Here is a 22,898-nt window from a genome sequence, read left to right as displayed (position 1 = left end):
GTCAGGCGAGTACCTGGGTGATCCAGCCCACCTGCTGATTGAAATCGTCGATTTTCGCCTGAGGCACCGCATCGCGGGCCCGTTGGAAATTGGCCAGGGTCTGCTGCTTCTGCCGCAGCATGCGCCGCCACTTGACCAGAAATGCCTCGCTTTTCTCCTGCATCAACATCGGGCCGAAGTACAGCTGTTCAGCGCTATACACCACCCTGCCCGGCTCGGCGACGATGATTTCGTAGTCGAAGCGGTTTTCCCGCAGCAGCTCTTCGCTGACGATCTGGTAGCCATTGCCCGCCAGCCACTGGCGGAGCTCGCGCTCACCGCCATTGGGCTGCAGTACCAGCCGCGTGACGCCGCCAAGGCGCTGCTTGCCGGCCTCGAGGATCTCGCACATGGTGTCGCCACCCATACCGCAGATGCTGACCACCGAGATGCGGTCTTGCGGTTCGACCGCCGCCAGGCCATCGGCCAGGCGCACGGTTAACCGGTCTTGCAGGCCGTTTCTGCGCACATTGCGCTGCGCCGAGGCAAACGGCGTCTGCGCCACCTCGCCCGCCACCCCGGCCTCGATCACCCCCCGCAGCATCAACGCTACCGGCAGATAACCATGATCCGAGCCGATGTCGGCCAAGCGGGCGCCCTGCGGCACATGTGCAGCCACGCGCTCCAGGCGCCTGGACAAAGTCTGTTCGTTCAAAATGTGCCCCTGGCTTTGCAATGGGGCGCGATTCTGACGGCGAACGCCGCGCATTTCAAACACCTGGGCGCCCTCGACCCGACCCGCCTGCTCGCGTAGGCTTGCCGCTTTCCTTCCGTCGCAAGGCAAAACACACCATGGCACATGCAGACATCATCTACACCCCGGACCCGGACGCCGAGTCGATTTCGTCCGACGTCGCCGAGTTCAACGGCGTGCTGGTCACCACCCAGATTCCGACCCACGCCGATGGCAGCCTGGAGCTGGGCGGCATCGTCGAGCAAAGCGAATGCACCCTGCAGGCGCTGAAAGTAGCGCTGGAAAAGGCCGGCAGCGGCATGGACCGCGTGCTGCACCTCACCATCTACCTCACCGACATGGCCGACCGCGCCGCGTTCAACGAGGTGTACCAGCGCTTCTTCAGCAAGCCATGGCCGGTGCGTGCGGCCGTGGGTGTGGCTTCGTTGGCATTTGAAGGCATGCGCGTAGAAGTGACCGCAATGGCCGCCAAACGCTGAGCTACCTGCAAGGGCCCTATCGCCGGCAAGCCAGCTCCCACCTCGACCGCATCGGCCTCAAGCCCTATGCAATTGCTGTGGGAGCTGGCTTGCCGGCGATAGGGCCGGTAAAAGCAATACACCTCCTGGCACCCCGATGATGCCGCCAGCCCGTTTCGCCGCTACAATGCCCGCCTAAACCGTGGCAGCCCGAAAATATAACGACATGTCCCTTCCAAAGAATCACCTGGAACTGCTCAGCCCTGCCCGTGACGTGGCCATCGCTCGCGAAGCGATCCTGCACGGCGCTGACGCCATCTACATCGGCGGCCCAAGCTTTGGCGCACGCCATAACGCCTGCAACGAGGTCAGCGAGATCGCCGAACTGGTCGAGTTCGCCCGCCGCTACCATGCGCGCGTGTTCACCACCATCAACACCATCCTGCACGACAACGAGCTGGAACCCGCGCGCAAGCTGATCCATCAGCTGTACGATGCCGGCGTCGACGCGCTGATCGTGCAAGACCTGGGGGTGATGGAGCTGGACATCCCGCCGATCGAGCTGCACGCCAGCACCCAGACCGACATCCGCACCCTGGAACGGGCCAAGTTCCTCGACCAGGCCGGTTTCTCCCAGCTGGTACTGGCCCGTGAGCTGAACCTGCAGCAAATCCGCGCCATCGCCGCCGAAACCGACGCCGCCATCGAGTTCTTCATCCACGGTGCGCTGTGCGTGGCCTTCTCCGGCCAGTGCAACATCTCCCACGCGCAGACTGGCCGAAGCGCCAACCGTGGCGACTGTTCCCAAGCCTGCCGCCTGCCCTACACCCTGAAGGATGACCAGGGTCGCGTGGTTGCGTTCGAGAAGCACCTGCTGTCGATGAAGGACAACAACCAGACCGCCAACCTGGCCGACCTGGTGGATGCTGGCGTGCGCTCGTTCAAGATCGAGGGCCGCTACAAGGACATGGGCTATGTGAAGAACATCACCGCCCACTACCGCAAAGAGCTCGACGCCATCCTCGAAGGCCGCCCGGCATATGCCCGTGCGTCCAGCGGCCGGACTGAACACTTCTTCTTGCCCGACCCGGACAAGACCTTCCACCGCGGCAGCACCGACTATTTCGTGACCGACCGCAAGGTCGACATCGGTGCCTTCGACTCGCCAACCTTCACAGGCCTGCCGGTGGGTGTGGTGGAAAAGGTCGGCAAGCGTGACATGCAAGTGGTGACCGAAGTACCACTGACCAACGGCGACGGCCTGAATGTGCTGGTCAAACGTGAAGTGGTGGGTTTCCGCGCCAACATCGCCGAACCACGTGGCGAGTTCGAGGAAGACGGCCAGAAGCGCTACCGCTACCGCGTCGAGCCCAACGAAATGCCCGAAGGCCTGCACAAGCTGCGGCCCAACCACCCGCTGTCGCGCAACCTCGACCACAACTGGCAGCAGGCCCTGCAACGCACCTCTTCCGAGCGCCGTGTTGGTGTGGAATGGCATGCTGTACTGCGCGAGCAGCGCTTGATGCTTACCCTCAGCAGTGAGGAAGGCGTCAGCGTGCAGGTGGCCCTGGACGGCCCGTTCGGCGAGGCCAACAAGCCGCAGCAGGCCCTGGACCAGTTGCATGACCTGCTCGGCCAGCTGGGTACCACGATGTACCACGCCAGCAGCATCGAGCTGGACGCGCCGCAGGCGTACTTCATCCCCAACTCGCAGCTCAAGGCCCTGCGCCGGGAAGCCATCGAGGCGCTGACCGAGGCGCGTATCAAGGCGCACCCGCGTGGCGGGCGCAAGGCCGAGACCACGCCGCCACCGGTGTACCCCGAGTCGCACCTTTCCTTCCTGGCCAACGTGTACAACCAGAAGGCCCGCGATTTCTACCATCGCCATGGCGTGCAGCTGATCGACGCGGCCTACGAGGCCCATGAAGAACACGGTGAGGTGCCGGTGATGATCACCAAGCACTGCCTGCGCTTCTCCTTCAACCTGTGCCCCAAGCAGGCCAAGGGCGTGACCGGCGTGCGCACCAAGGTGGCACCGATGCAGCTGATTCAGGGTGATGAAGTGCTGACCCTGAAGTTCGACTGCAAACCGTGCGAAATGCATGTGGTCGGCAAGATGAAAAGCCACATCATCGACCTGCCAACCCCAGGCAGTGCGGTGGCCCAGGTGGTGGGGCACATCAGCCCGGAAGACCTGCTGAAAACCATCGTGCGCGCGCCACACTGACCCTCGAACAGTTCAGTCAGCGTATCTGATGCTTGTGCAGCAAGCGGTAGAAGGTGGGCCGGGAGATCCCCAGCACCTTCGCCGCTACGCTCATGTTATCGCTATGCCGGTTAAGCACATCGCACAAGGCCTGGCGCTCGGCCCGCTGCTTGTATTCCTCTAGCGTGCCCAGCGGCTGCTGCCCTTGGTCCAACGTCTGCAGGCCCAGGTCCTGCGCCTCGATCTGCCGGCCTTCGGCGAGTACCAGGCCGCGGCGCACCCGGTTGGCGAGCTCGCGTACATTGCCCGGCCAGTCATGCCGGCCCATGGCCGCCAGGGCATGGTCGCTGAATGAACGCGGCCGGCGCCCGGTTTCCAGGCTGTAGAAATGGGCAAAATGGCTGGCCAGCATCGACAAGTCACCATGTCGGTCCCGCAGGGGCGCGGTCACCACCTGCAATACGTTCAAGCGGTAATACAGGTCTTCGCGAAAACGCCCCTGTTCGATGGCTCTTTCCAGGTCCACGTGGGTGGCGGCCAAAACCCGCGCATCCACCGGAATCGGCTGGCTGCCGCCCACCCGCTCAATGTGCTTTTCTTGTAGAAAACGCAGCAGATTGGCCTGCAATTCCAGCGGCAAGTCACCAATTTCATCCAGAAACAACGTGCCACCGTGGGCGGCTTCAATGCGCCCGGTCTTGCGCTGATGGGCACCGGTGAAAGCGCCCTTCTCATGGCCGAACAGTTCGGACTGGATCAGGTGCTCGGGGATTGCCCCGCAGTTGATGGCGACGAACGGCTGCTCACTGCGTTGCGACTGCCGGTGCAGGGTGCGGGCCACCAGTTCCTTGCCCGTGCCGCTTTCACCACGGATCAGCACGGGCGACTCGGTGGGTGCCAACTTGCCCAGCAACTTGCGCAACTCGCGGATCGGCCGGCTTTCGCCAAGCAGTTCGTGGGTCGCGTCGTCCACCTTGGCGGCCCCTTTGCCACGCAGGCGCGCCATGCCGAACGCCCGGCCAAGGGTGACCTGCACGCGGGAGACATCGAATGGCAGGGTGTGGAAGTCGAAGAACCATTCGCAGACAAAATCGCCGACGGCCGGCATGCGCAACTGTTCGGCGCTTAACACCGCGATCCATTCGGTGTTACTGCGCTTGATCATGTCCTTGACCGCGTCCGGGTGCCTCAGGTGCGAAGCCTGCAAGCGCAACAAACCCACATCACAAGGGTGATCGAGCGCGGCACCGAGCACGCAACTGTCCACATCCCAGCCTGCGCTACTCAGGCCAGGCAACAATTGGTGGCAGTCATCGCAGGGGTCGACGATGAGCAAACGACGTTGGGCGGCAGGCTGCAGCATGACCGTTCCTTGGCGCCAGTTTTTGGTTTTATGAAGTAAAACAGCAAGTTGTGGCGCCCGTTTAACAGTAGCAACGAAGTTGACGGTGCCCACTACCGTCTGTCTGCTGACGCATTTTTTTACAAAGTGCCACGGGAATTTTCGCACTTTATCGACATCACATGGCGGCGCAGGGAAGAACGGATTCAAGCCTGACAAAAAATTTTACACCTAATGTGTGACTTGCCCACGGACAACGAGCATCAGTACACATAACCCCGCGCTGCACTTCGCGACCATTGAGGCGACTTTAAAGCAACGCGGAATCACTTCGATGTTTGGGACCATAGAGAGACCGAACCATGAACGCCCCGCTCCGTGTCAACGAAGCACTGCTGATTGCCGACCACGCCTTCGAACCTTTCCAGTGCGTAGCCTGGGATGCACCCAACGGTACTGGTGAGCTGAGCCTGGCAGTGATCGACCGGACCAACACCCGCATCGGCAGCAAGCGAGTGTCTTCGAGCATCTACTCCGACCCTGCCCAGTGGGCCAGCCTGATCGAAGAAGTGCGCGCCGAACTGTGCGAAAAAGGTTACGACCTGCAACCGTGGTCGATGCCAAAGTAACATCCCCTTGCAAACCAAGTGCGTGCAATGCCACGCACTTGTTCAAATGCAAAGTTGCTGTTCTGGCAACTTACACTATTGCGACACAGTGTCGCATCCAGGCTGTTCAGTCCACCGCTTTGAACTGCTGCAAGTGCTGGTAATCGGCCTGCAGTTGTTCGGCCAGGCGTTGCGCGCGCCCAATACGCACCGCCGCCAACTCCATATCCACCACCAACGTTGTACAGGGCATGGGTTGTAAGGCGTTCCAGTGCTGAAGGCGACCATCGGTAAACACCAGGCAACGTACCGCTTCATCCGGATGGGCGCGCTGGCGCGCCTGTAGCCAATGCCGGGCCTGTTCCAGTGCGGCGATCAGCGGTGTACCACCACCGGCGCCCAGGGCCTGCAGCCAGGGCTGCAAGGCCGCCGAAGCCTTCAGGCCGTGGCGCTGCCACTGCGGTGTGCGCCCGCTGGCGGTCAGCAAGGCCAGGCGGGCGCGCTGGCGGTAGGCCTGGTCGAACAGTGCCGCCAGCAGCCCTTTGGTGTGTGCCAACGCCTGATGGCGGCGGGTCGAGGCCGAAGCGTCGACGATCACCAGCCACAACTCTGCCGGTTTGCCCTGGCGTTGTTGCCAGCACAGGTCCTGGCGTAGCCGTGGCCGCCCTTTGAGCAAGGTCGGCAGCCAGGCCACCCGGCCGCTTGCTGCACTGCACGCGCGGCCACGGCTGGCGCCGTTCTGCTTGCCTGCGCCCGCTTTGGCATCCACCCCTTTTGCAGGTGACTGGGGGATGCTCAGGGCTTTTTTGCCCAGTTAGGTACCTCGCGGCGTGCGCCGCTGGCCACGGGTTGCGCCGGCAATGCCCCCCAGTCGCCCTGCCCGCCCTGTTCACCCGCGTTGCCAGCGCTTTGCTGGCCGGACTGCTGCTCAGGCGGCTGCGGCGCCGACGGCGGGTTGGCCTGGGGCGCAACGCGGCGGCGATGGCGCAAGGCGAACTCGGCCACCGCTTCGACATCCACTTCTTCGATGGCCGCACCGCCGCGCCAGGCGCAGTGGGCGCGTGCCGCACGCAACCACACCAGGTCGGCGCGCAACCCGTCGACGCCGGCGGCGTAGCAGCGCTCGGTAATCCAGGCCAGCGCCTGGTCATCCAGGGCAATACCGGCCAGGGCATGGCGCGCCGCCTGGCAGCGCTCGCGCAACTGCGCCTGGGCCGCAGCCCATTGCGTGCAGAAAGCCTGCGGGTCACTGTCGAAGGCCAGGCGCCGGCGGATGATCTGCTGACGGGCCTCAGGCTCAGGCAGGCCCTCAAGGGCCACGTTCAGGCCAAAACGGTCGAGCAACTGCGGGCGCAGTTCGCCCTCTTCCGGGTTCATGGTGCCAATCAGCACGAAACGGGCGCTGTGCCGGTGCGAGATGCCGTCGCGCTCGATGCGGTTGGTGCCACTGGCAGCCACATCGAGCAACAGGTCGACCAGCGTGTCGGGCAGCAGGTTGACCTCATCGACATACAGCACGCCACCGTCGGCCTGGGCCAGCACGCCCGGGGAAAACTGCGCCTTGCCCTGCCCCAGCGCGGCATCCAGGTCGAGGGTGCCGACCAGCCGTTCTTCACTGGCGCCCAGTGGCAAGGTGACAAACGGGCCTTCGCCAAGCAGGTCGGCCAGCCCACGGGCCAGGGTGCTCTTGGCCATGCCACGCGGCCCTTCGATCAGCACGCCGCCGATTTTCGGGTCGATGGCGGTCAGGCACAGTGCCAGCTTAAGGTCGTCGGCACCGACCACAGCGGCCAGCGGAAATTGCACGGGTTCACTCATTTCAAGCCTGTTCCTCGCCGTCGAGCAGTTGTTCCTCAAGGGCTTCGCGGTAGTCGCCCGGCGCCTGCCACAGCCCGCGCTGCTGGGCCTCCAGCAGGCGCTCGGTAAGGTCGCGCAGGGCCTCGGGGTTGTGCTCGCGCATGAAATCGCGGGTAGCCGGGTCGAGCACGTAGGCATCGGCCAGCCCTTGGTAATGATGGTCGTCGATCAGGTGGGTGGTGGCATCAAAGGCGAACAGGTTGTCGACCGTCGCCGCCATCTCGAAGGCGCCCTTGTAGCCGTGGCGCTTGACCCCGTCTATCCACTTGGGGTTGAGCGCGCGGGCGCGGATCACCCGGTTCAGCTCTTCCTTGAGGGTACGGATGCGGGGTCGGTCTGCCTGGCTGTGATCGCCGTGGTAGCTGGCCACCGGCGCCCCGGACAAGGTTTCTGACGCCGCCAGCATGCCACCCTGGAACTGGTAGTAATCGTTCGAATCGAGCAGGTCATGCTCGTGGTTGTCCTGGTTCTGCAGCACCGCCTGCACCGTGGCCAGGCGTTGGGCGAACTGGGCGCGGGCCGGGGTGCCGTCGTCGCTGCCGCCGTAGGCGTAGCCACCATGGTTGAGGTAGACCTCGGCCAGATCGTCGCGGCTGTGCCACAGGCGCCCGTCGATAGCGTTCTGCACCCCGGCGCCATACGCGCCGGGCTTGGCGCCGAACACCCGCCAGCCTGCCTGGCGCGCGGCCTGCTCGGCGTCTACCCCTTGCGCTTGCAGCGTGGCACGCTCGCTGCGTACACGGGCGGCCAACGGGTTGAGATCATCGGGCTCGTCCAGCGCGGCCACCGCCTGCACGGCCGCATCGAACAGGCGGATAAGGTTGCCGAAGGCATCGCGGAAAAAGCCCGAAACGCGCAAGGTCACATCCACCCGCGGGCGGTCGAGCAGGCCCAGCGGCAGTATTTCAAAATCGTCAACGCGCTGGCTGCCGGTCGCCCACACCGGCCGCACGCCCATCAGCGCCATGGCCTGGGCGATGTCGTCGCCGCCAGTACGCATGGTCGCCGTGCCCCACACCGACAGGCCAAGCTGGCGCAGGTGATCGCCATGGTCCTGCAGGTGGCGCTCGAGGATCAGGCTGGCCGAGGCGAAGCCCAGGCGCCAGGCCGTGGTGGTAGGCAGGTTGCGCACGTCCACGGTATAGAAGTTGCGGCCGGTGGGCAGCACGTCGAGGCGCCCACGGCTGGGCGCGCCGCTGGGGCCGGCAGGCACGAATCGCCCGGCCAGCGCCGCCAGCAGGCCACTCATTTCAGCAGCGCCGCAGGCATCCAGGCTGGGCGCCACCGCTTCGCGCAAGGCCTGCACCACGTCGTGCACCGGCTGCCATTCGCTCGGTTCAGGCAACTGCAGGGTGCCGCCCAGCGCTTGCTCGATCACCTGCTGCGCCAAAAGCTCCAGGCGCTCGCGGGTATCGCCACAGGTGCGCCAGGGTTCACTGCTCATGGCCAGAAGCTGCTCAGGGCGTTCGCCCTGCCAGGGGAGCCCAAGCTCACAATCGAGCGGGTCAAAGCCTGGCACCAAGGCCTTGGCCAAGGCCCGCAGCAGGCTGGCATTACCACCACGACCGTCGCCACGCTCGACCCGCAACAGCGCCAGCAGCGTGTCCAGGCGCAGCCGCCCTTCTGGCGATTGGCCAAACACGTGCAGGCCATCGCGAATCTGCGATTCCTTCAGGTCGCACAGATAGGTGTCCAGGCGCGGCAGCCAGACGGAGGCATCGTCCAGCTGCCCTTCCAGTTGCAGCTCACGGTCGATGTGGTTGACCTTGACCAGCTCGAGGATGTCGCGCTGCAACTCGCGTGCACGCCGCGGGTCGAGTAGCTGCGCTTCGTAGAACTCGTCGGCCAGTTGCTCCAGGTGGCGCAACGGGCCGTAGGTTTCGGCGCGGGTCAGCGGCGGCATCAAGTGGTCGATGATCACGGCTTGGGTACGGCGCTTGGCCTGGGCGCCCTCGCCCGGGTCGTTGACAATGAACGGGTAGATGTTCGGCAGCGGGCCAAGCAGCGCGTCCGGCCAGCACTGCGCCGACAAGCCGACGCCCTTGCCGGGCAGCCATTCGAGGTTGCCGTGCTTGCCGACATGGATCACCGCGTCGGCGGCGAACGCGTGGCGCAGCCAGAAGTGAAACGCCAGGTAGCCGTGCGGCGGCACCAGGTCGGGGTCGTGATACACCGCGCTGGGGTCTACCTGGTAGCCCCGGGCGGGCTGGATGCCGACGAAGGTCAGGCCAAAGCGCAAGCCGGCCACCATCAGCCGGCCGCTGCGGTACATCGGGTCCTGCTCGGGCGGCCCCCAGCGCTCCAGCACTGCCTGGCGATTGGCCTCGGGCAAGCGCTCGAAGGCGGCCTGGTAGTCGGCCAGGCTCAGGCTCTGGGCGCAAGGGCGCTGGTCGAGGTGGTCAAGGTCGTTGGTCACGCCGCCGAGCAGCTGGTGAATCAGTTGCGTGCCGCTGCCCGGCAAATCGGCCAGCGGATAGCCTTCAGTCTGCAGCGCCTTGAGAATGTTCAGTGCGGCAGCGGGCGTGTCCAGGCCGACGCCGTTGCCAATGCGGCCATCGCGGGTCGGGTAGTTGGCCATTACCAGGGCCACGCGTTTCTGGGCATTGGGCAGGCGCGCCAGCTCGACCCAGCGGCGGGCCAGCTCGGCGACGAAGTCCATGCGCTCGGGGTGGGCGCGGTAGCACACCACGTCGGACTGGCTGCGCTCGCTGCGCCAGGCCATGTCCTTGAAACTGACCGGGCGGGTAATGATGCGCCCGTCCAGTTCGGGCAAGGCGATGTGCATGGCCAGGTCGCGCGCACCCAGCCCCTGTTCGCTGGCTTCCCAGCCGGGCTGGTTGTCCTGCGCGCAGATGGCCTGCAGCACCGGAATGTCACGGCGGAACGGGCGCAGGTTGGGCCGTTCGGGGCTGGACAGGGCAAAACCGGTGGTATTGACCAGCACTTCGGCACCGACTTCGTCCAGCCAGGCCTCAACCTGCTCCAGACAGGCGCTTTCCTTGAGGCTGGCCACGGCAATCGGCAACGGGTTCAAGCCAGCGGCTTGCAGCCGCTGGCAGAACACGTCGATGAACGCGGTGTTGGCCGCCTGCAAGTGGGAGCGGTAGAACAGCAGCGGCGCCACCGGGTAATCCGGGTGCCAGTGCGGGTACCATTCTTCCAGTGCCACACTGCCCTTGGCCGGGTGATACACAGCGGTGCGCGGCAAGGGTTGCGGCTCGTCCCAGGCATAATCGCGGCCCAGCCACTGGTTGGCCAGGCAGTTGTACAGGTTGATGGCATTGGCCTTGCCGCCCTGGCGCAAGTAGTGCCAGAGGCGCTCGGCCTGGTCGCCCGTGACGGTGCCCAGGCGGGTCAGCTCCGGGTCCGGGCGATCATCGCCCGGCACCAGTATCAGCTGCACGCCACGGGCGGCCAGCTCGACCAGTTGCTCGACACCATAGCGCCAGTAGCCGACGCCGCCGTGCAGCGACACCAGGATGACCTTGGCATGGCGCAGCACCTGGTCGACATACAGGTCGACCGAAGCGTGGTTCTGCACCTGCATAGGGTTGGCCAGGCGCAGGCTGGGGAAGCCTTCAGGCAATTGCTCGGCGGTATCGGCGAGCAACGCCAGGTGCGAATCGCCGCTGCAGAGAATCACCAGCTCGGCGGGTGTCTGGCCGAGATCGGCAATACTGTCGTCCGGCACGAAGCCGCCGGGCTGGGTCCGCAGCAGGTGCACGGGTCAGGCGCCCAAGGCCTGGCGCAGGCGCGCTTCCAGCTGGGCAGCGTCCAGTTCCTGGCCGATCAGCACCAGGCGGGTGATGCGCGGCTCGTCGGCACGCCAGGCGCGGTCGAAGTGCTTGTCGAAACGGGTACCCACGCCTTGTACCAGCAGGCGCATCGGCTTGCCCGGGATGGCCGCGAAGCCTTTGGCGCGCAGGATGCCGAACTCCACCACCAGCTGGGTGAGGGCGTCGAGCAGCAGGCTTTCGTCGGCCTCTGGCAGGTCGATGGAAATGGAATCGAAAGCGTCGTGATCATGGTCGTCATGATCATCGCCGTCGTGGTGCGAATCGTGGTGGGTGCGGCGGCCATCGATGTGTGCCTCGGACTCGGCGCCCACGCCCAGCAGCACCTCCAGTGGCAGCTTGCCGCTGCTGGCCTCGACCACCTTGACCGCCGGCGGCAGTTCTTCGGCCACCTCGGCGCGGACCTTGGCCAGGCCTTCGGCGTCTATCAGGTCGGCCTTGTTCAGTACCACCAGGTCGGCGCTGGCCAGCTGATCGGCGAACAGCTCATGCAGTGGCGATTCGTGGTCCAAATTAGGGTCGAGCTTGCGCTGGGCATCGACCTGGTCCGGGTAGGCGGCGAACGTGCCGGCGGCCACGGCCGGGCTGTCGACCACGGTGATGACTGCGTCGACAGTGCAGGCGTTGCGGATTTCCGGCCACTGGAAGGCTTGCACCAGCGGCTTGGGCAGGGCCAGGCCGCTGGTTTCGATCAGGATGTGGTCCAGGTCGCCGCGACGAGCCACCAGCTCGCGCATGACCGGGAAGAACTCTTCCTGCACGGTGCAGCACAGGCAGCCGTTGGCCAGTTCATAGACGCGGCCGCTGGCTTCTTCTTCGGTGCAACCGATGCTGCACTGCTTGAGGATTTCGCCGTCGATGCCCAGTTCGCCGAATTCGTTGACGATGACCGCAATGCGGCGGCCCTGGGCGTTGTCGAGCATGTGGCGCAGCAAGGTGGTCTTGCCCGAGCCGAGGAAGCCGGTAACGATGGTAACTGGGAGCTTGGCCAGTGTTTTCATGTCGCATTGCCCTTGGCAGAGTGGCGCGGGCATGCAGGACGACAGCCGCGGGCCAGGCCGGCCGGGCTTGTTCGCCACCGGATCACCCCGCCCGGTTGAAAGTCGAAAACGTTGCGAGGCAGGTCTCCTGGCTTGCACCGTTCCATCCCCCGTTCAGTTGAACCGCGGGCTGGCGGGATGACGCCTTCCCGCGCGTTGGCGCAGTGGCTGTGTCGATCCGTTGTCGGTGCTTACAGTTGCGGGGGCAGCCGCGGCTTCTACCGCGTTCCCGTCTTAGCTCCGGCCTGGCCGAAGAACCTCGAAGTGGCAAGGCTACGCAGTGGCTGGCGGGTGGTCAACCATTGCTGCGGGGCTTGCCGACAACTCTTGGCAGCACTGCGGTACAGTGGCGACTTTGCCCACTGTCAAGGACGCCCCATGCCCCTCGCCCCCGCCATCCCGGTACTGCGCATCTTCTCGGTCGACAAGGCCAGGGAGTTCTACATGGATTTCCTCGGTTTCAGCCTGGACTGGGAGCACCGCTTCAGCCCGGACCTGCCGTTGTACATGCAGATTCACCGCGATGGCCTGATCCTGCACCTTACCGAGCACCATGGCGATGCCTGCCCCGGCTCTACAGTGTTTGCCCGCCTCGACGACCTGCGGGCGCTGGAGCATGAACTGCAAGGCAAACAGTACGGTTACGCCCGGCCCGAAACAGAGCGCCTGGACTGGGGCCTGCAGATGCAGGTGTGCGACCCGTTCGGCAACCGCCTGCGCTTCTGCCAGCAGATCGATGACGAGGCCAACCTGTGAAGGCGCTGGGCAAACGCGAAATGGCCCGCCTGGAGCGGGAGTTGGTAGCGTGCCTGACGGACGCCTGTGAAACCGCCAAGGCAGAAATCGTCGGCTTCACCTGGCTCACCCATCGCCTGGATCCTGAGAACTTTCCGGCAAGCCTGCGTATTACTTGGGTGTTTGAACAAGAGGCCGAGAAAGTCGCTGCTGTGGCGGGTGAAGCAAAGGCACGCATGCTTGCGCTGACCCGTCAGGCGTTGGACCACGCCGGCATACAACTGGATCACCCGGCCTGGCATGTACGGTTTGACAGCGAAGAGGCCTGCAAACAGAGCCACGGAGGCGACTGGGCCAAGCGCTTGAGGGGGCGCTGAGCCCAAGGCCAGTCAAGATCGGGCGCCGCTCACGCGGCGCATCGCCGGTGCAGGAAACCCATACACGTCGGGCGGTACTTTACCTGCCCCCAACGGGCCGTTAGGCTACGCACTCCCCCAGTACGAGGTATTCGTCCAATGCGCCATTAATGCCGCCGTCCATTCGACGGCCAGTCTTCAGCCTCCGGTTTGCTCCGGAGATGTCGCGGCATTTGTGGAGTTGTGCATGACGAACACGTCGATCCTGACGCTGGACAGCGTCTCCTTGGCCTTGCCTGATGGCCGGCTACTGTTTACCGACCTCAACGAAACCTTCGACCAACAGCGTACCGGCCTGGTCGGGCGCAATGGCGTGGGCAAGAGCCTGCTAGGGCAGGTTCTTGCCGGCCAGCGTGCACCGAGCAGCGGCCTGTGCAGGCGCCGTGGGCCTGTCCATCTGCTGAACCAGCAGGTAATCGAGCGCAGCGCCACACTTGCCGAGCTGGCGCAGGTGGGGGCGGTGGTTGCGGCGCTCGAGCGCATCGAGCAAGGCAGCATCAACCCCCAGGATTTCGACACCGTTGGCGAGCGCTGGGATATCCGCGAGCAATTGCAGATGCACCTGCAGCGCAACGGCCTGGGTCACCTTGACTGGCGCCAGCCCGCACGCAGCCTGAGCGGCGGCCAGGCCATGCGCGTGGCGCTGGCAGGCGCATGGCTCAGCGGTGCCGACTACCTGATCCTCGACGAACCGAGTAACCACCTGGACAGCGACGCCCGTGCCCAGCTGCTGAGCATGATCGAGGGCTGGGACCGAGGTTTGCTGGTAATCAGTCACGACCGCAGCCTGCTGGCGCACATGGCGCGCATTGTCGAACTGTCCAGCCTGGGGTTGCAGGCCTATGGCGGCAACTACAGCTTCTATGCAGCACAAAAAGCCAGCCAGGTGGCGCAAGCCCAGCAGCAACTTGCCCGGCTGAAGCAGGAGCAACAACGCCAGGCCCGTGAATTGCAGCGCCAGCGCGAAGACCTGGAACGCCATCAGGCCCGGGCCGGGCGTCAAGCCAGGCATGCCAACCAGGCCAAGATCCTGGTCGACCGCCAGCAGGAACGCAGCCAGGCCACGGCGGGCAAGCAGCGGCGTGATCATCGCGATGCCCGGCAGGCACTACTGGGCAAAGTGCATGACGCCGCCCGTGAGGTCGAGCAAGCCACTGCAATTACTTTGCATGCCCCCACGCCCCAGCGTCATGCGGGCCGCGAAGTGTTGGCCCTGCAGGCACTTCGCTTGCCCCATGGCACCCGAAAACCGCTTGACCTGCGCTTGTGCCTGGGCCAGCGGCTGGGCCTGGTCGGCGCCAATGGCAGTGGCAAGTCCACGCTGCTAAGGCTGCTGAACGGGGAATTACCGGCATCTCCCGACACTTTGCGCCGCAGTGGCGAAACAGCCCTGCTCGACCAGCACTGCAGCACCCTGGCAGGCCACAGCAGCGTGCTTGAACACCTGCGCCAAGCCAACCCGGTGCTGGCCCAGGGCGAATTGCGCAGCCGCCTGGCACAACTGGGCCTGGATGCGGCCCGTATCGAGCTGCCCAGCAGCCTGCTCAGCGGCGGCGAGCGGATGAAGGCAGCGCTGGCCGCCGTGCTGTACCGCGAGCGGCCACTCGACCTGTTGCTGCTGGATGAGCCCGGCAACCACCTTGACCTGCCGTCACTGGCAGCCCTGGAGCGCATGCTCGGGCAGTTTCGCGGGGCGCTGATAGTGGCGTCCCATGACGCGGTTTTGCTGGAAAACCTGGCCCTGCATGGCTACCTGCACTTGTAGGAGCAGCCTTGTGCTGCGAAAGGGCCGGTACTGGCGACACAATTGCATCCAATGGACCGGCCTCTTCGCAGCACAAGGCTGCTCCTACAACGACCGCGGACCGAGAATAATGCATCGCAGGCTATCAATTCGTGACTGGCCGTTCCCGATCCGCGACGGATGTATTATGGTGGCGTGGTGCGCATATAACAGCAGCCCGAGCGATCGGGCACTTGCAAGACAATGAGGGTGTCATGAGCAACGAAAGCATTAACTGGGACAAGCTGGGTTTCGACTACATCAAAACCGACAAACGCTACCTGTCCGTATGGCGCAATGGCGAGTGGGACAAGGGCACCCTGACCGACGACAACGTGCTGCACATCAGTGAAGGCTCCACGGCCCTGCACTACGGCCAGCAATGCTTCGAAGGCCTCAAGGCCTACCGTTGCAAGGACGGCTCGATCAACCTGTTCCGCCCCGACCAGAACGCCGCCCGCATGCAGCGCAGCTGCGCCCGCCTGCTGATGCCGCCTGTGCCGACCGATGTGTTCATCGAAGCCTGCAAGCAAGTGGTCAAGGCCAACGAAAAGTTCGTGCCACCGCACGGCAAAGGCGCCCTGTACCTGCGCCCGTTCGTGATCGGCACCGGCGACAACATTGGCGTGCGCACCGCCCCTGAGTTCATCTTCTCGGTCTTCGCCATTCCGGTTGGCTCGTACTTCAAGGGCGGCATGAAGCCGCACAACTTCCAGATCTCCAGCTTCGACCGCGCCGCCCCACAAGGCACCGGCGCAGCCAAGGTCGGTGGCAACTACGCCGCCAGCCTGCAGCCAGGCGCTGAAGCCAAGAAGGCCAACTTCGCCGACGCCATCTACCTCGATCCGCTGACCCATACCAAGATCGAGGAAGTCGGTTCGGCCAACTTCTTCGGCATCACCGCCAAAAACGAGTTCGTTACCCCGAAATCGGCCTCGGTGCTGCCAGGCATCACCCGTCTGTCGCTGATGGAACTGGCGCAATCGCGCCTGGGCCTGACCGTGATCGAAGGCGATGTCGAAATCAGCAAGCTGGACCGCTTCATCGAAGCCGGCGCTTGCGGTACTGCTGCAGTGATCACCCCGATCGGCGGTATCGAGTACAACGGCAAGCTGCACGTGTTCCACGACCTGGAAAAGGTTGGCCCGGTTACCCAGAAGCTCTACAACGAGCTGACCGGCATCCAGAGCGGTGATGTTGAAGCACCGGCAGGCTGGATCGTCAAGGTCGCCTGAGGCGCATCAGCTGTATGAAAACGGGGGCATGCCAGCGATGGCATGCCCCGTTTTTTTGACAGAGTTGATGACCCTGTGGGAGCGGGCGTGCCCACTCCCACAGGGAACGCGTGAGCATTCGCAATTGGGGCCGGCTACTCATGCCACGCGACGCTGCATCAGCAGATGCCGGGCTTTGTCGAACGCCCAGTTGTACAGCACGGTGTAGGGCAGGATGATCACGAAGAAACCCAGCTCCACCATGAACGCCTGCAGCAGCGAAATATCCAGCATCCACGCCGCCACCGGCAGGCACCACACCACCAGCCCGGCCTCGAAGCCCAGGCCGTGCACAAAGCGCGCACCGGCCTTCCAGTGGATGCGTTCAGTCTGCACCCAGCGATCGACCAGCGCGTTGTAGACCATGTTCCACAACATGGCGATCACCGATAGGGTTATTGCCAATGCCCCCGCCGTCGCCAGCGATTTGCCCATCACCCAGGACAACAGCGGTGCGCACAGCAACACCGCGAATACTTCATAGCCTACGGCGTGTACCAGGCGTTCGGTGAAAGAGACCGTTTTCATTGCAAATTCCATCCATTGCGTGAGTCGTGCTTCCTATTTTCTTTGATAGAACTGATACTCGCGACATAGCTACCATCGGTTTTATCAATACCATGCGCTACTCACCCGAAGCTCTGGTCGCCTTTGTCGAAGCCGCATCGCTGGGTTCGTTTTCTGCGGCGGCACGCAAATTGCGCAAAAGCCAGTCCACGATCAGCATCGCCATCGCCAATTTCGAAGCCGATATCGGCTGCCCGCTGTTTGATCGCGGTGGCCGCCACCCCACGCTGAACGAAGCGGGCCGACAGGTGCTAAGCCATGTCGAAGCGATCCTGGACGCCAGCGCCCAGCTCGATGCCCTGGCGGTAAGGCTGGCGCAAAACGTCGAGGCGCTGGTCTCGGTGGTGATGTCGGACAGCTACAGCGTCACCTTCCAGGGCGCCGTGATGGCCCGCTTCGCCCAGCAGTACCCGCACACCGAATTGCGCTGCGGCCCGGCGGAAGACGCTGATGTGATCGATATGATCCAGCAGGGCCTGGCCCACGTCGGCATTTTGGCCACTCAGCCTAGCTACCCCGCCGACGTTGCCGTGGCGCGCTTGCCCGAGCAGGCGGAGTTCGGTGTGTATGTGGCCAGCGGGCACCCGTTGGCGGGCCTGAAAACGGTGCAAACGCAACACCTTGAAAACGCGCGGCAGCTGTACATCAAGACCTATGCCCCCAGCCTGCACCGCGGCCGCGGCCAGGCCTGGTCGGCACCGGATTACCTCACCCTGCTGGAATTTGCCGTGCGCGGGTTTGGCTGGGCCGAACTGCCCAGGGCGCTGGTGGCGCGGTTTGGCAACGAGCTAGTGGAGTTGCAGATAGCGGGTTACCCGCGCCGGGTGGATATGGATGTGGCGTGGTCAAGCCGGCGGGCGCTTGGGCCGGCGGGGCAATGGCTGGTGCGGCAGATGCTGGGGCAGTAGGTCTTAACCTGCCAGAATCTGGCGCTGCCGCGTAGTCCATCGCGGCACAGGGCCGCTCCTGCAGGGGGTCGCGTTCTCTTGTGGGAGCGACCCCGTAGTGCGCCAGAACACAACAACCAGTACACCCAGCGACAAGCCTTCCCCCCGCCCTGCCCCGTAGCCTGTTACCACGCGCCGCCCCGCCGCGGCACGCACCTAAAGCACAAGAACAAACGTTGGTGACCTATGCAGACAGTAGATCCGATCACCCTTGCGGTTGTCCGGGGTGCGCTGGAGACAGCGCAGCGCGAAATGACCCTGACCCTGGAAAAGACCGGGCGCTCCAGTGTGTTCAACCTGGCCCACGATTACTCCAACTCGCTGTTCGACCACCTGCCGGAGATGATCCTGCAAGGCCAGGACATCCCCATCCACCTGGGCTCGCTGATTCCGGCCATGAAATGCGTGGCCGGATTCTTCGGCGACGACATCGCCGAAGGCGACGTGATCTACCACAACGACCCCGCCTACAAGGGCAGCCATATTCTCGACTGCTGCATGTACAAGCCGGTGTACTACCAGGGCGAACTGGTGTTCTGGACCGTGTGCAAAGGCCACCTGACCGACATCGGCGGCCCTGTACCCGCCGGCTACAACCCCGACGCCAAGGAGATCTACGCCGAAGGGCTGCGCATCCCACCGGTCAAACTGTGGGAAAAGGGCAAGCGCCGCGAAGACGTGATCAACTTCATGCTCACCAACATGCGCGCCCGCCCCTATCAGGAAGGCGACCTCAATGCCCAGTACGGCGCCTGCAAGGTCGGCGAGCGGCACTTGCTGGAGCTGCTGGACAAGTACGGCGTGGCCCAAGTGCGTGCCTGCATTGCCGAGCTGAAGAACATGGCCGACCGGCACATGCGCGCGCTGTTGCGCGATGTGCCGGACGGTGACTACAGCGGCACCGCCGTTCTTGAAGATGCCGGCCACGGCCTTGGCGAACTGGCCATCACCGCCCATGTGCAGATACGTGGTGACCAGGCCCACGTGCGTATCGACAGCCCGCCGCAAGTGCCGTACTTCATCAACTCCTACGAGGGCAACTCGGTATCGGGCGTATACCTGGGGCTGATGATGTTCGCCCAGGTGGCACCGCCCTACAACGAAGGCCTGTACCGCTGCGTCACGGTCGATGTCGGGCCCAGGGGTACCCTGTGCAACGCCGAAGAACCGGCGCCCCATGTCAACTGCACCACCACGCCGATGGAAACACTGGCCGATGCCGTGCGCACCGCGCTGGAGCAAGCCTCACCACAGCGGGTAACGGCCTCCTGGGGGCACACCAGCGGCATCAACATCGCCGGCCACGACCCGCGCAACGGCAACAGCGAGTACGTGACGATGGTGCTGGCCTCGATCATTTCCGGTGCCGGTGCCAACCAGGTGATGGATGGCTGGCACGCCTGCGGCCCGCTGTGCTGCTTCGGGGCACTGATGAGCGGCGACATCGAACTGCTCGAACACGCCTATCCGGTGCTGATCCACCGTTACAGCCTGATGGCCGACAGTGGTGGCGCCGGTGAATTGCGCGGTGGTTCGGGCACCCGCCTGGAGATCGAACCGCTTGACCACGCCATGACTGTGGTCGGCTTCGGCGAAGGCCGCCAGCTGCCCACCGCCGGTGCCGCCGGGGCACGCAATGCCCTGCTCGAACCCAAGCTGGGCCGGCTGATCCACCGCCACGTCGACGGTAGCGAAGACCACTATACGCAAAACCCGATGCTCACCCTGCAACCCGGTGAACGCATCATCAACATCAACCCGGGGGGCGGTGGCTACGGCGACCCGCTGCGCCGCCCGGTCACCGCCGTACTGGAGGATGTGCGCAACGGCCTGGTCTCGCCACAAGGGGCAGCCCTGGAGTATGGCGTGGTCCTCGATGACGATGGCCGCCTCGACGAAACCGCAACCCGCCTTGCCCGCGCCCCGCGCTGCCCGGAGAACCATCATGCGTAATCAATATCGCCTGGGCATCGATGCCGGCGGCACCTTCACCGATTTCATCCTGGCCGACCGCGACGGCGGCGTGCAGCTGTTCAAGGCCCCGTCCACGCCGCAGGATGGCACCTTGGCCATTCGCGCCGGCCTGGCGCAGATCGCCGACGCCACCGGGCGCAGCCCGGCCGAGCTGATCGCCAACTGCGACCTGTGCATCAACGGCACCACGGTGGCCCTCAACGCGCTGATCGAGCGCACCGGGGTCAAGGTGGGCCTGCTGTGCACCGACGGGCACGAGGACAGCCTGGAAATCCGCCTGGGTCACAAGGAGGAAGGCCACCGCTACGACGCTCATTATCCGCCGGCACACATGCTTGCCCCGCGCCATCTGCGCCGCCCGGTAGGTGGCCGCATCCTCGGAGATGGACGTGAGCACAGCCCGCTGGACGAGCGCGCCATTCATGACGCCATCGACTACTTCCGTGCCGAAGGCGTGCAGGCCGTGGCCATTTCCTTCCTGTGGTCGGTGCGCAACCCCAGCCACGAGCAGCGGGCCGCCGAGCTGGTACGGGCCGCCCTGCCCGGGGTGTTCGTCTGCACCGGCTGCGAGGTGTTCCCACAGATTCGCGAGTACACCCGCACCTCCACCACCGTGGTCAACGCTTACCTCAGCCCCGTGATGGCGCGCTATGTGGCGCGCATCGACAGCCTGTTCCAGGAGCTTGGCGCGCAGCAGCCAGTGCGCTATTTCCAGTCCAACGGTGGCCTGGCGCCCGGGCACCTGATGCGCGAGCGCGCCGTCAATGCGATCAACTCCGGCCCCGCCTCGGCGCCACAGGCGGGGCTGGCGGTGGCGAGGCCGTTCGGTATCGATAACGTCATCACCGTGGACATGGGCGGCACGTCGTTCGACATCACCCTGACCAACGCCGGCCATACCAACTTCAGCAAGGACGTCGACTTCCTGCGCCAGCGCATCGGCGTGCCAATGATCCAGGTGGAGACCCTGGGCGCCGGCGGCGGCTCCATTGCCCACCTGGACGAGCTCGGCATGCTCCAGGTCGGCCCGCGCAGCGCTGGTGCCATGCCTGGGCCGGTGTGCTATGGCAAAGGGGGTAGCGAACCCACGGTAACCGACGCCAACCTGGCGCTGGGCTACCTGCCCGACGGCGCACTACTGGGCGGCAGCATCCGCCTGAACCGCCAGGCCGCACTGGACGCTATCCGCAGCAAGATCGCCGAACCGTTAGGTATCAGCGTGGAACGCGCAGCATTCGGCATCACCACCCTGGTCAACCTGAACATGGTCAACGGCATTCGCCGCGTGTCCATCGAACGCGGCCACGACCCGCGCGACTTCGCCCTGATCGGCGCTGGTGGCGCAGCGGGCATGCACGTGGTGCGCCTGGCCGAAGAAATCGGCATGCAGACCGTGTTGATCCCCAAGGTGGCCTCAGGCCTGTGCGCGTTCGGCCAGATCCTGTCCGACGTGCGCTACGACCAGCTCACCAGCCTGTCGATGCGGCTGGACGCCGGGCACGTGAACCTGGCGCAGCTCAACCAGGCCCTTGCCGAGCTGCGTCAACAAGGCCTGGCAAACTTGCGTGAAGACGGTTTTGGCGACCAGGCCAGCAGCTGCCACTACACCCTGGAAATGCGCTATCTGGGGCAAATCCATGAATGCAGCGTGGAGCTGCAGCAGCATGCACTGGATGACGCGGGCCTGGCCGCACTGATCAGCCGCTTCCACAGCCGCCACCAGACCCTGTACTCGTACAGCGAGCCCGACAGCCCGGTGGAGCTGGTGAACCTGGAGTGTTCGGTAATTGGTCACCTGCCGCGTCCGCCACAACCCGAGCTGCAGGGGCCGGCCCAACCACCCGCGCCTGCCCCGGAAGGTGTCCGCCCGATGCTGTTCAGTGCCGAGGGCGAATGGCAGCCCACGCCGGTGTTCAACGGCAACCGCCTGCTGCCGGGGCAGACGGTGCATGGCCCGTGCGTCATCGAGGAAGACACCACCAACATCGTCCTGCCCCCCGGCTGGCAGGCGCGCCTGGAGCCTTCGGCCACCTACCGGGTGACACGCGGGGCTTGATCAAACGGTCGGCGTGCGCCGATCATGGGCCTGAAGCCGCCCGGCAGCCTTGCGCTGCCGGGCGGTTTGCACAATAACAAGAGCTGCTTGAGTAGCTTGCCTGCAGTTCCTTTTTTCAATGCTGCCCTCTTTGAAAAAGGACCCACCATGCCCACAGAAATCTCGACCCACGGCTGGGCACAGCCGGAGCGCCAGGCGCGCTGGGCCGAAGCCATCAGTGAAACCTATTTCCCGTTGAGCCTGGAGTTTGCCAGCGAGCAGCCATTCGATGGCCACCTGCAGCGCTGGAGCACGCCCAGCACGCCACTCAGCCTTTCCCGCCTGCGCTCCAGCCCGCTGGGCTACTCGCGCAGCAAGGCGCACGTTGGCCAGGACCATGAGGCGTTCTACCTGGTGACCGTGCCGCGCAGCAGCGAAGTGCACTTCGAACAGGAAGGCCACCCGCTCAGTTGCAGCCCGGGCGGGTTCATCGTCGAGCGCGGCGATGCGCCTTACCGCTTCCATTACGGCACGCAGAACGACCTGTGGGTGCTCAAGCTGCCCGAGCGGGAACTCAAGGCCAACCTGCTCGGGCACAAGCGCTATACCCGGCATTGCTTCGATGCCAGCCAGGGCCTGGGGCGCATCTTTGTAGAGCAACTGGACCTGTGTGCCCGCCATTTCGACGCCAGCCCGGCCGCTGCCCGGCATTTACTGCTGGAACAGGCTTCGGCCACGCTGCTGCTGGCCCTGCAGCAGGATGAGCGAGTACTGGGCAGTGAAGGCAATAACCTCAGCACCCTGCACCTGACACGGGTCGAGCAGTATGTGCAGCAACATCTGGGCGACCCCGAACTGTCGCCACAAACCATCGCCAGCGCCTGCGGGCTGTCACTGCGCTACCTGCACAAGCTGTTCGCGATCACACCCTACACCCTTGGCGAGTGGGTGCGCCAACAGCGGCTGGAAGCCGTGCACCGCCAACTGCGCGACCCGCATTGCCACCTGGCCATCGGCGAGTTGGCATTCCGTTGGGGTTTTACCGACCAGGCGCAATTCACCCGGGCGTTTCGCCAGCACTACGGGTGCACGGCGCGAGAAGTCAGGGCTGCACGATTGCAGTGATTTG

Annotated in this window: 18 protein-coding genes and 1 riboswitch; of the genes, 11 read left to right on the top strand and 7 right to left on the bottom strand. The window is 64.7% G+C overall.

What is annotated here, in order from left to right; genetic code table 11:
* Position 1 precedes the first annotated feature (1 nt).
* Positions 2-694, bottom strand: a complete 693-nt coding sequence (locus MRBLPB4O_RS12710; protein ID WP_341798713.1) for a tRNA (adenine(22)-N(1))-methyltransferase TrmK — start codon at positions 692-694, stop codon at positions 2-4.
* Between the two features lie 137 nt (positions 695-831).
* On the opposite strand from MRBLPB4O_RS12710, the gene MRBLPB4O_RS12705 reads away from it, so the two are divergent.
* Positions 832-1,212: a RidA family protein gene (locus MRBLPB4O_RS12705; RefSeq protein WP_016499416.1), complete on the top strand. Its 381-nt coding sequence runs from the start codon at positions 832-834 to the stop codon at positions 1,210-1,212.
* 205 nt (positions 1,213-1,417) lie between these two features.
* On the top strand, positions 1,418-3,418 hold the full coding sequence (locus MRBLPB4O_RS12700) for a U32 family peptidase (RefSeq protein ID WP_341798712.1): 2,001 nt from the start codon (positions 1,418-1,420) through the stop codon (positions 3,416-3,418).
* Between the two features lie 16 nt (positions 3,419-3,434).
* Here the strand turns inward: MRBLPB4O_RS12700 and MRBLPB4O_RS12695 are convergent, their stop codons facing one another.
* Entirely contained in the window at positions 3,435-4,760 is a 1,326-nt protein-coding gene (locus MRBLPB4O_RS12695; protein WP_341798711.1) for a sigma-54 dependent transcriptional regulator, read from the bottom strand.
* Positions 4,761-5,101: 341 nt separating this feature from the next.
* Between MRBLPB4O_RS12695 and MRBLPB4O_RS12690 the strand changes: the two genes are divergently transcribed.
* Positions 5,102-5,368 (top strand): hypothetical protein, encoded by a 267-nt coding sequence (locus MRBLPB4O_RS12690; RefSeq protein WP_258651723.1) that lies wholly within the window; start codon positions 5,102-5,104, stop codon positions 5,366-5,368.
* Positions 5,369-5,474: 106 nt separating this feature from the next.
* Here MRBLPB4O_RS12690 and MRBLPB4O_RS12685 read toward each other — a convergent pair whose 3' ends face one another.
* From MRBLPB4O_RS12685 to cobW, 4 genes are all read right to left on the bottom strand, one after another.
* Positions 5,475-6,041 (bottom strand): VWA domain-containing protein, encoded by a 567-nt coding sequence (locus MRBLPB4O_RS12685; RefSeq protein ID WP_341798879.1) that lies wholly within the window; start codon positions 6,039-6,041, stop codon positions 5,475-5,477.
* 101 nt (positions 6,042-6,142) lie between these two features.
* Positions 6,143-7,165 carry an AAA family ATPase gene (locus tag MRBLPB4O_RS12680; RefSeq protein WP_341798710.1) on the bottom strand — a complete coding sequence of 341 codons (1,023 nt, stop codon included), beginning with the start codon at positions 7,163-7,165 and terminating at the stop codon, positions 6,143-6,145.
* Between the two features lies 1 nt (position 7,166).
* Positions 7,167-10,928, bottom strand: a complete 3,762-nt coding sequence (cobN, locus tag MRBLPB4O_RS12675; protein ID WP_341798709.1) for a cobaltochelatase subunit CobN — start codon at positions 10,926-10,928, stop codon at positions 7,167-7,169.
* Between the two features lie 3 nt (positions 10,929-10,931).
* Positions 10,932-11,999: a cobalamin biosynthesis protein CobW gene (gene cobW / locus MRBLPB4O_RS12670; protein ID WP_016487376.1), complete on the bottom strand. Its 1,068-nt coding sequence runs from the start codon at positions 11,997-11,999 to the stop codon at positions 10,932-10,934.
* 99 nt (positions 12,000-12,098) lie between these two features.
* Positions 12,099-12,315, bottom strand: a riboswitch (cobalamin riboswitch).
* A 101-nt stretch (positions 12,316-12,416) separates the two neighbouring features.
* Here cobW and MRBLPB4O_RS12665 point away from each other — a divergent pair.
* The 4 genes from MRBLPB4O_RS12665 to MRBLPB4O_RS12650 all read left to right on the top strand — a co-directional run bounded on the left by MRBLPB4O_RS12665 (position 12,417) and on the right by MRBLPB4O_RS12650 (position 16,207).
* Entirely contained in the window at positions 12,417-12,794 is a 378-nt protein-coding gene (locus tag MRBLPB4O_RS12665; RefSeq protein ID WP_341798708.1) for a glyoxalase superfamily protein, read from the top strand.
* The gene (locus MRBLPB4O_RS12660) at positions 12,791-13,150 is read left to right on the top strand and encodes a hypothetical protein (protein WP_341798707.1); all 360 of its coding nucleotides are present in this window, start codon (positions 12,791-12,793) and stop codon (positions 13,148-13,150) included. The genes MRBLPB4O_RS12665 and MRBLPB4O_RS12660 overlap by 4 nt, the downstream gene beginning before the upstream one ends.
* Positions 13,151-13,376: 226 nt before the next feature.
* Positions 13,377-14,954: an ATP-binding cassette domain-containing protein gene (locus MRBLPB4O_RS12655; protein ID WP_341798706.1), complete on the top strand. Its 1,578-nt coding sequence runs from the start codon at positions 13,377-13,379 to the stop codon at positions 14,952-14,954.
* A 233-nt stretch (positions 14,955-15,187) separates the two neighbouring features.
* Positions 15,188-16,207, top strand: coding sequence for a branched-chain amino acid aminotransferase (locus MRBLPB4O_RS12650; RefSeq protein ID WP_341798705.1), 1,020 nt, complete (start codon positions 15,188-15,190; stop codon positions 16,205-16,207).
* Between the two features lie 138 nt (positions 16,208-16,345).
* On the opposite strand, the gene MRBLPB4O_RS12645 is transcribed toward MRBLPB4O_RS12650, so the two are convergent.
* Positions 16,346-16,774, bottom strand: coding sequence for a multidrug/biocide efflux PACE transporter (locus MRBLPB4O_RS12645; RefSeq protein WP_341798704.1), 429 nt, complete (start codon positions 16,772-16,774; stop codon positions 16,346-16,348).
* Between the two features lie 92 nt (positions 16,775-16,866).
* Between MRBLPB4O_RS12645 and MRBLPB4O_RS12640 the strand changes: the two genes are divergently transcribed.
* The 4 genes from MRBLPB4O_RS12640 to MRBLPB4O_RS12625 all read left to right on the top strand — a co-directional run bounded on the left by MRBLPB4O_RS12640 (position 16,867) and on the right by MRBLPB4O_RS12625 (position 22,894).
* Positions 16,867-17,721 carry a LysR family transcriptional regulator gene (locus tag MRBLPB4O_RS12640; protein ID WP_341798703.1) on the top strand — a complete coding sequence of 285 codons (855 nt, stop codon included), beginning with the start codon at positions 16,867-16,869 and terminating at the stop codon, positions 17,719-17,721.
* A 225-nt stretch (positions 17,722-17,946) separates the two neighbouring features.
* Positions 17,947-19,713: a hydantoinase B/oxoprolinase family protein gene (locus MRBLPB4O_RS12635; protein WP_341798702.1), complete on the top strand. Its 1,767-nt coding sequence runs from the start codon at positions 17,947-17,949 to the stop codon at positions 19,711-19,713.
* Complete coding sequence (locus MRBLPB4O_RS12630) at positions 19,706-21,790, top strand: hydantoinase/oxoprolinase family protein (protein ID WP_341798701.1); 2,085 nt, start codon at positions 19,706-19,708, stop codon at positions 21,788-21,790. Before MRBLPB4O_RS12635 ends, MRBLPB4O_RS12630 begins: the two co-directional genes overlap by 8 nt.
* A gap of 147 nt (positions 21,791-21,937) precedes the next feature.
* Positions 21,938-22,894: a helix-turn-helix domain-containing protein gene (locus MRBLPB4O_RS12625; protein ID WP_341798700.1), complete on the top strand. Its 957-nt coding sequence runs from the start codon at positions 21,938-21,940 to the stop codon at positions 22,892-22,894.
* Positions 22,895-22,898: the final 4 nt, after the last annotated feature.

The organism is Pseudomonas sp. LPB4.O (assembly GCF_038383825.1).
GTDB lineage: Bacteria > Pseudomonadota > Gammaproteobacteria > Pseudomonadales > Pseudomonadaceae > Aquipseudomonas > Aquipseudomonas putida.
This window is presented reverse-complemented; position numbering and strand designations above follow the sequence as displayed.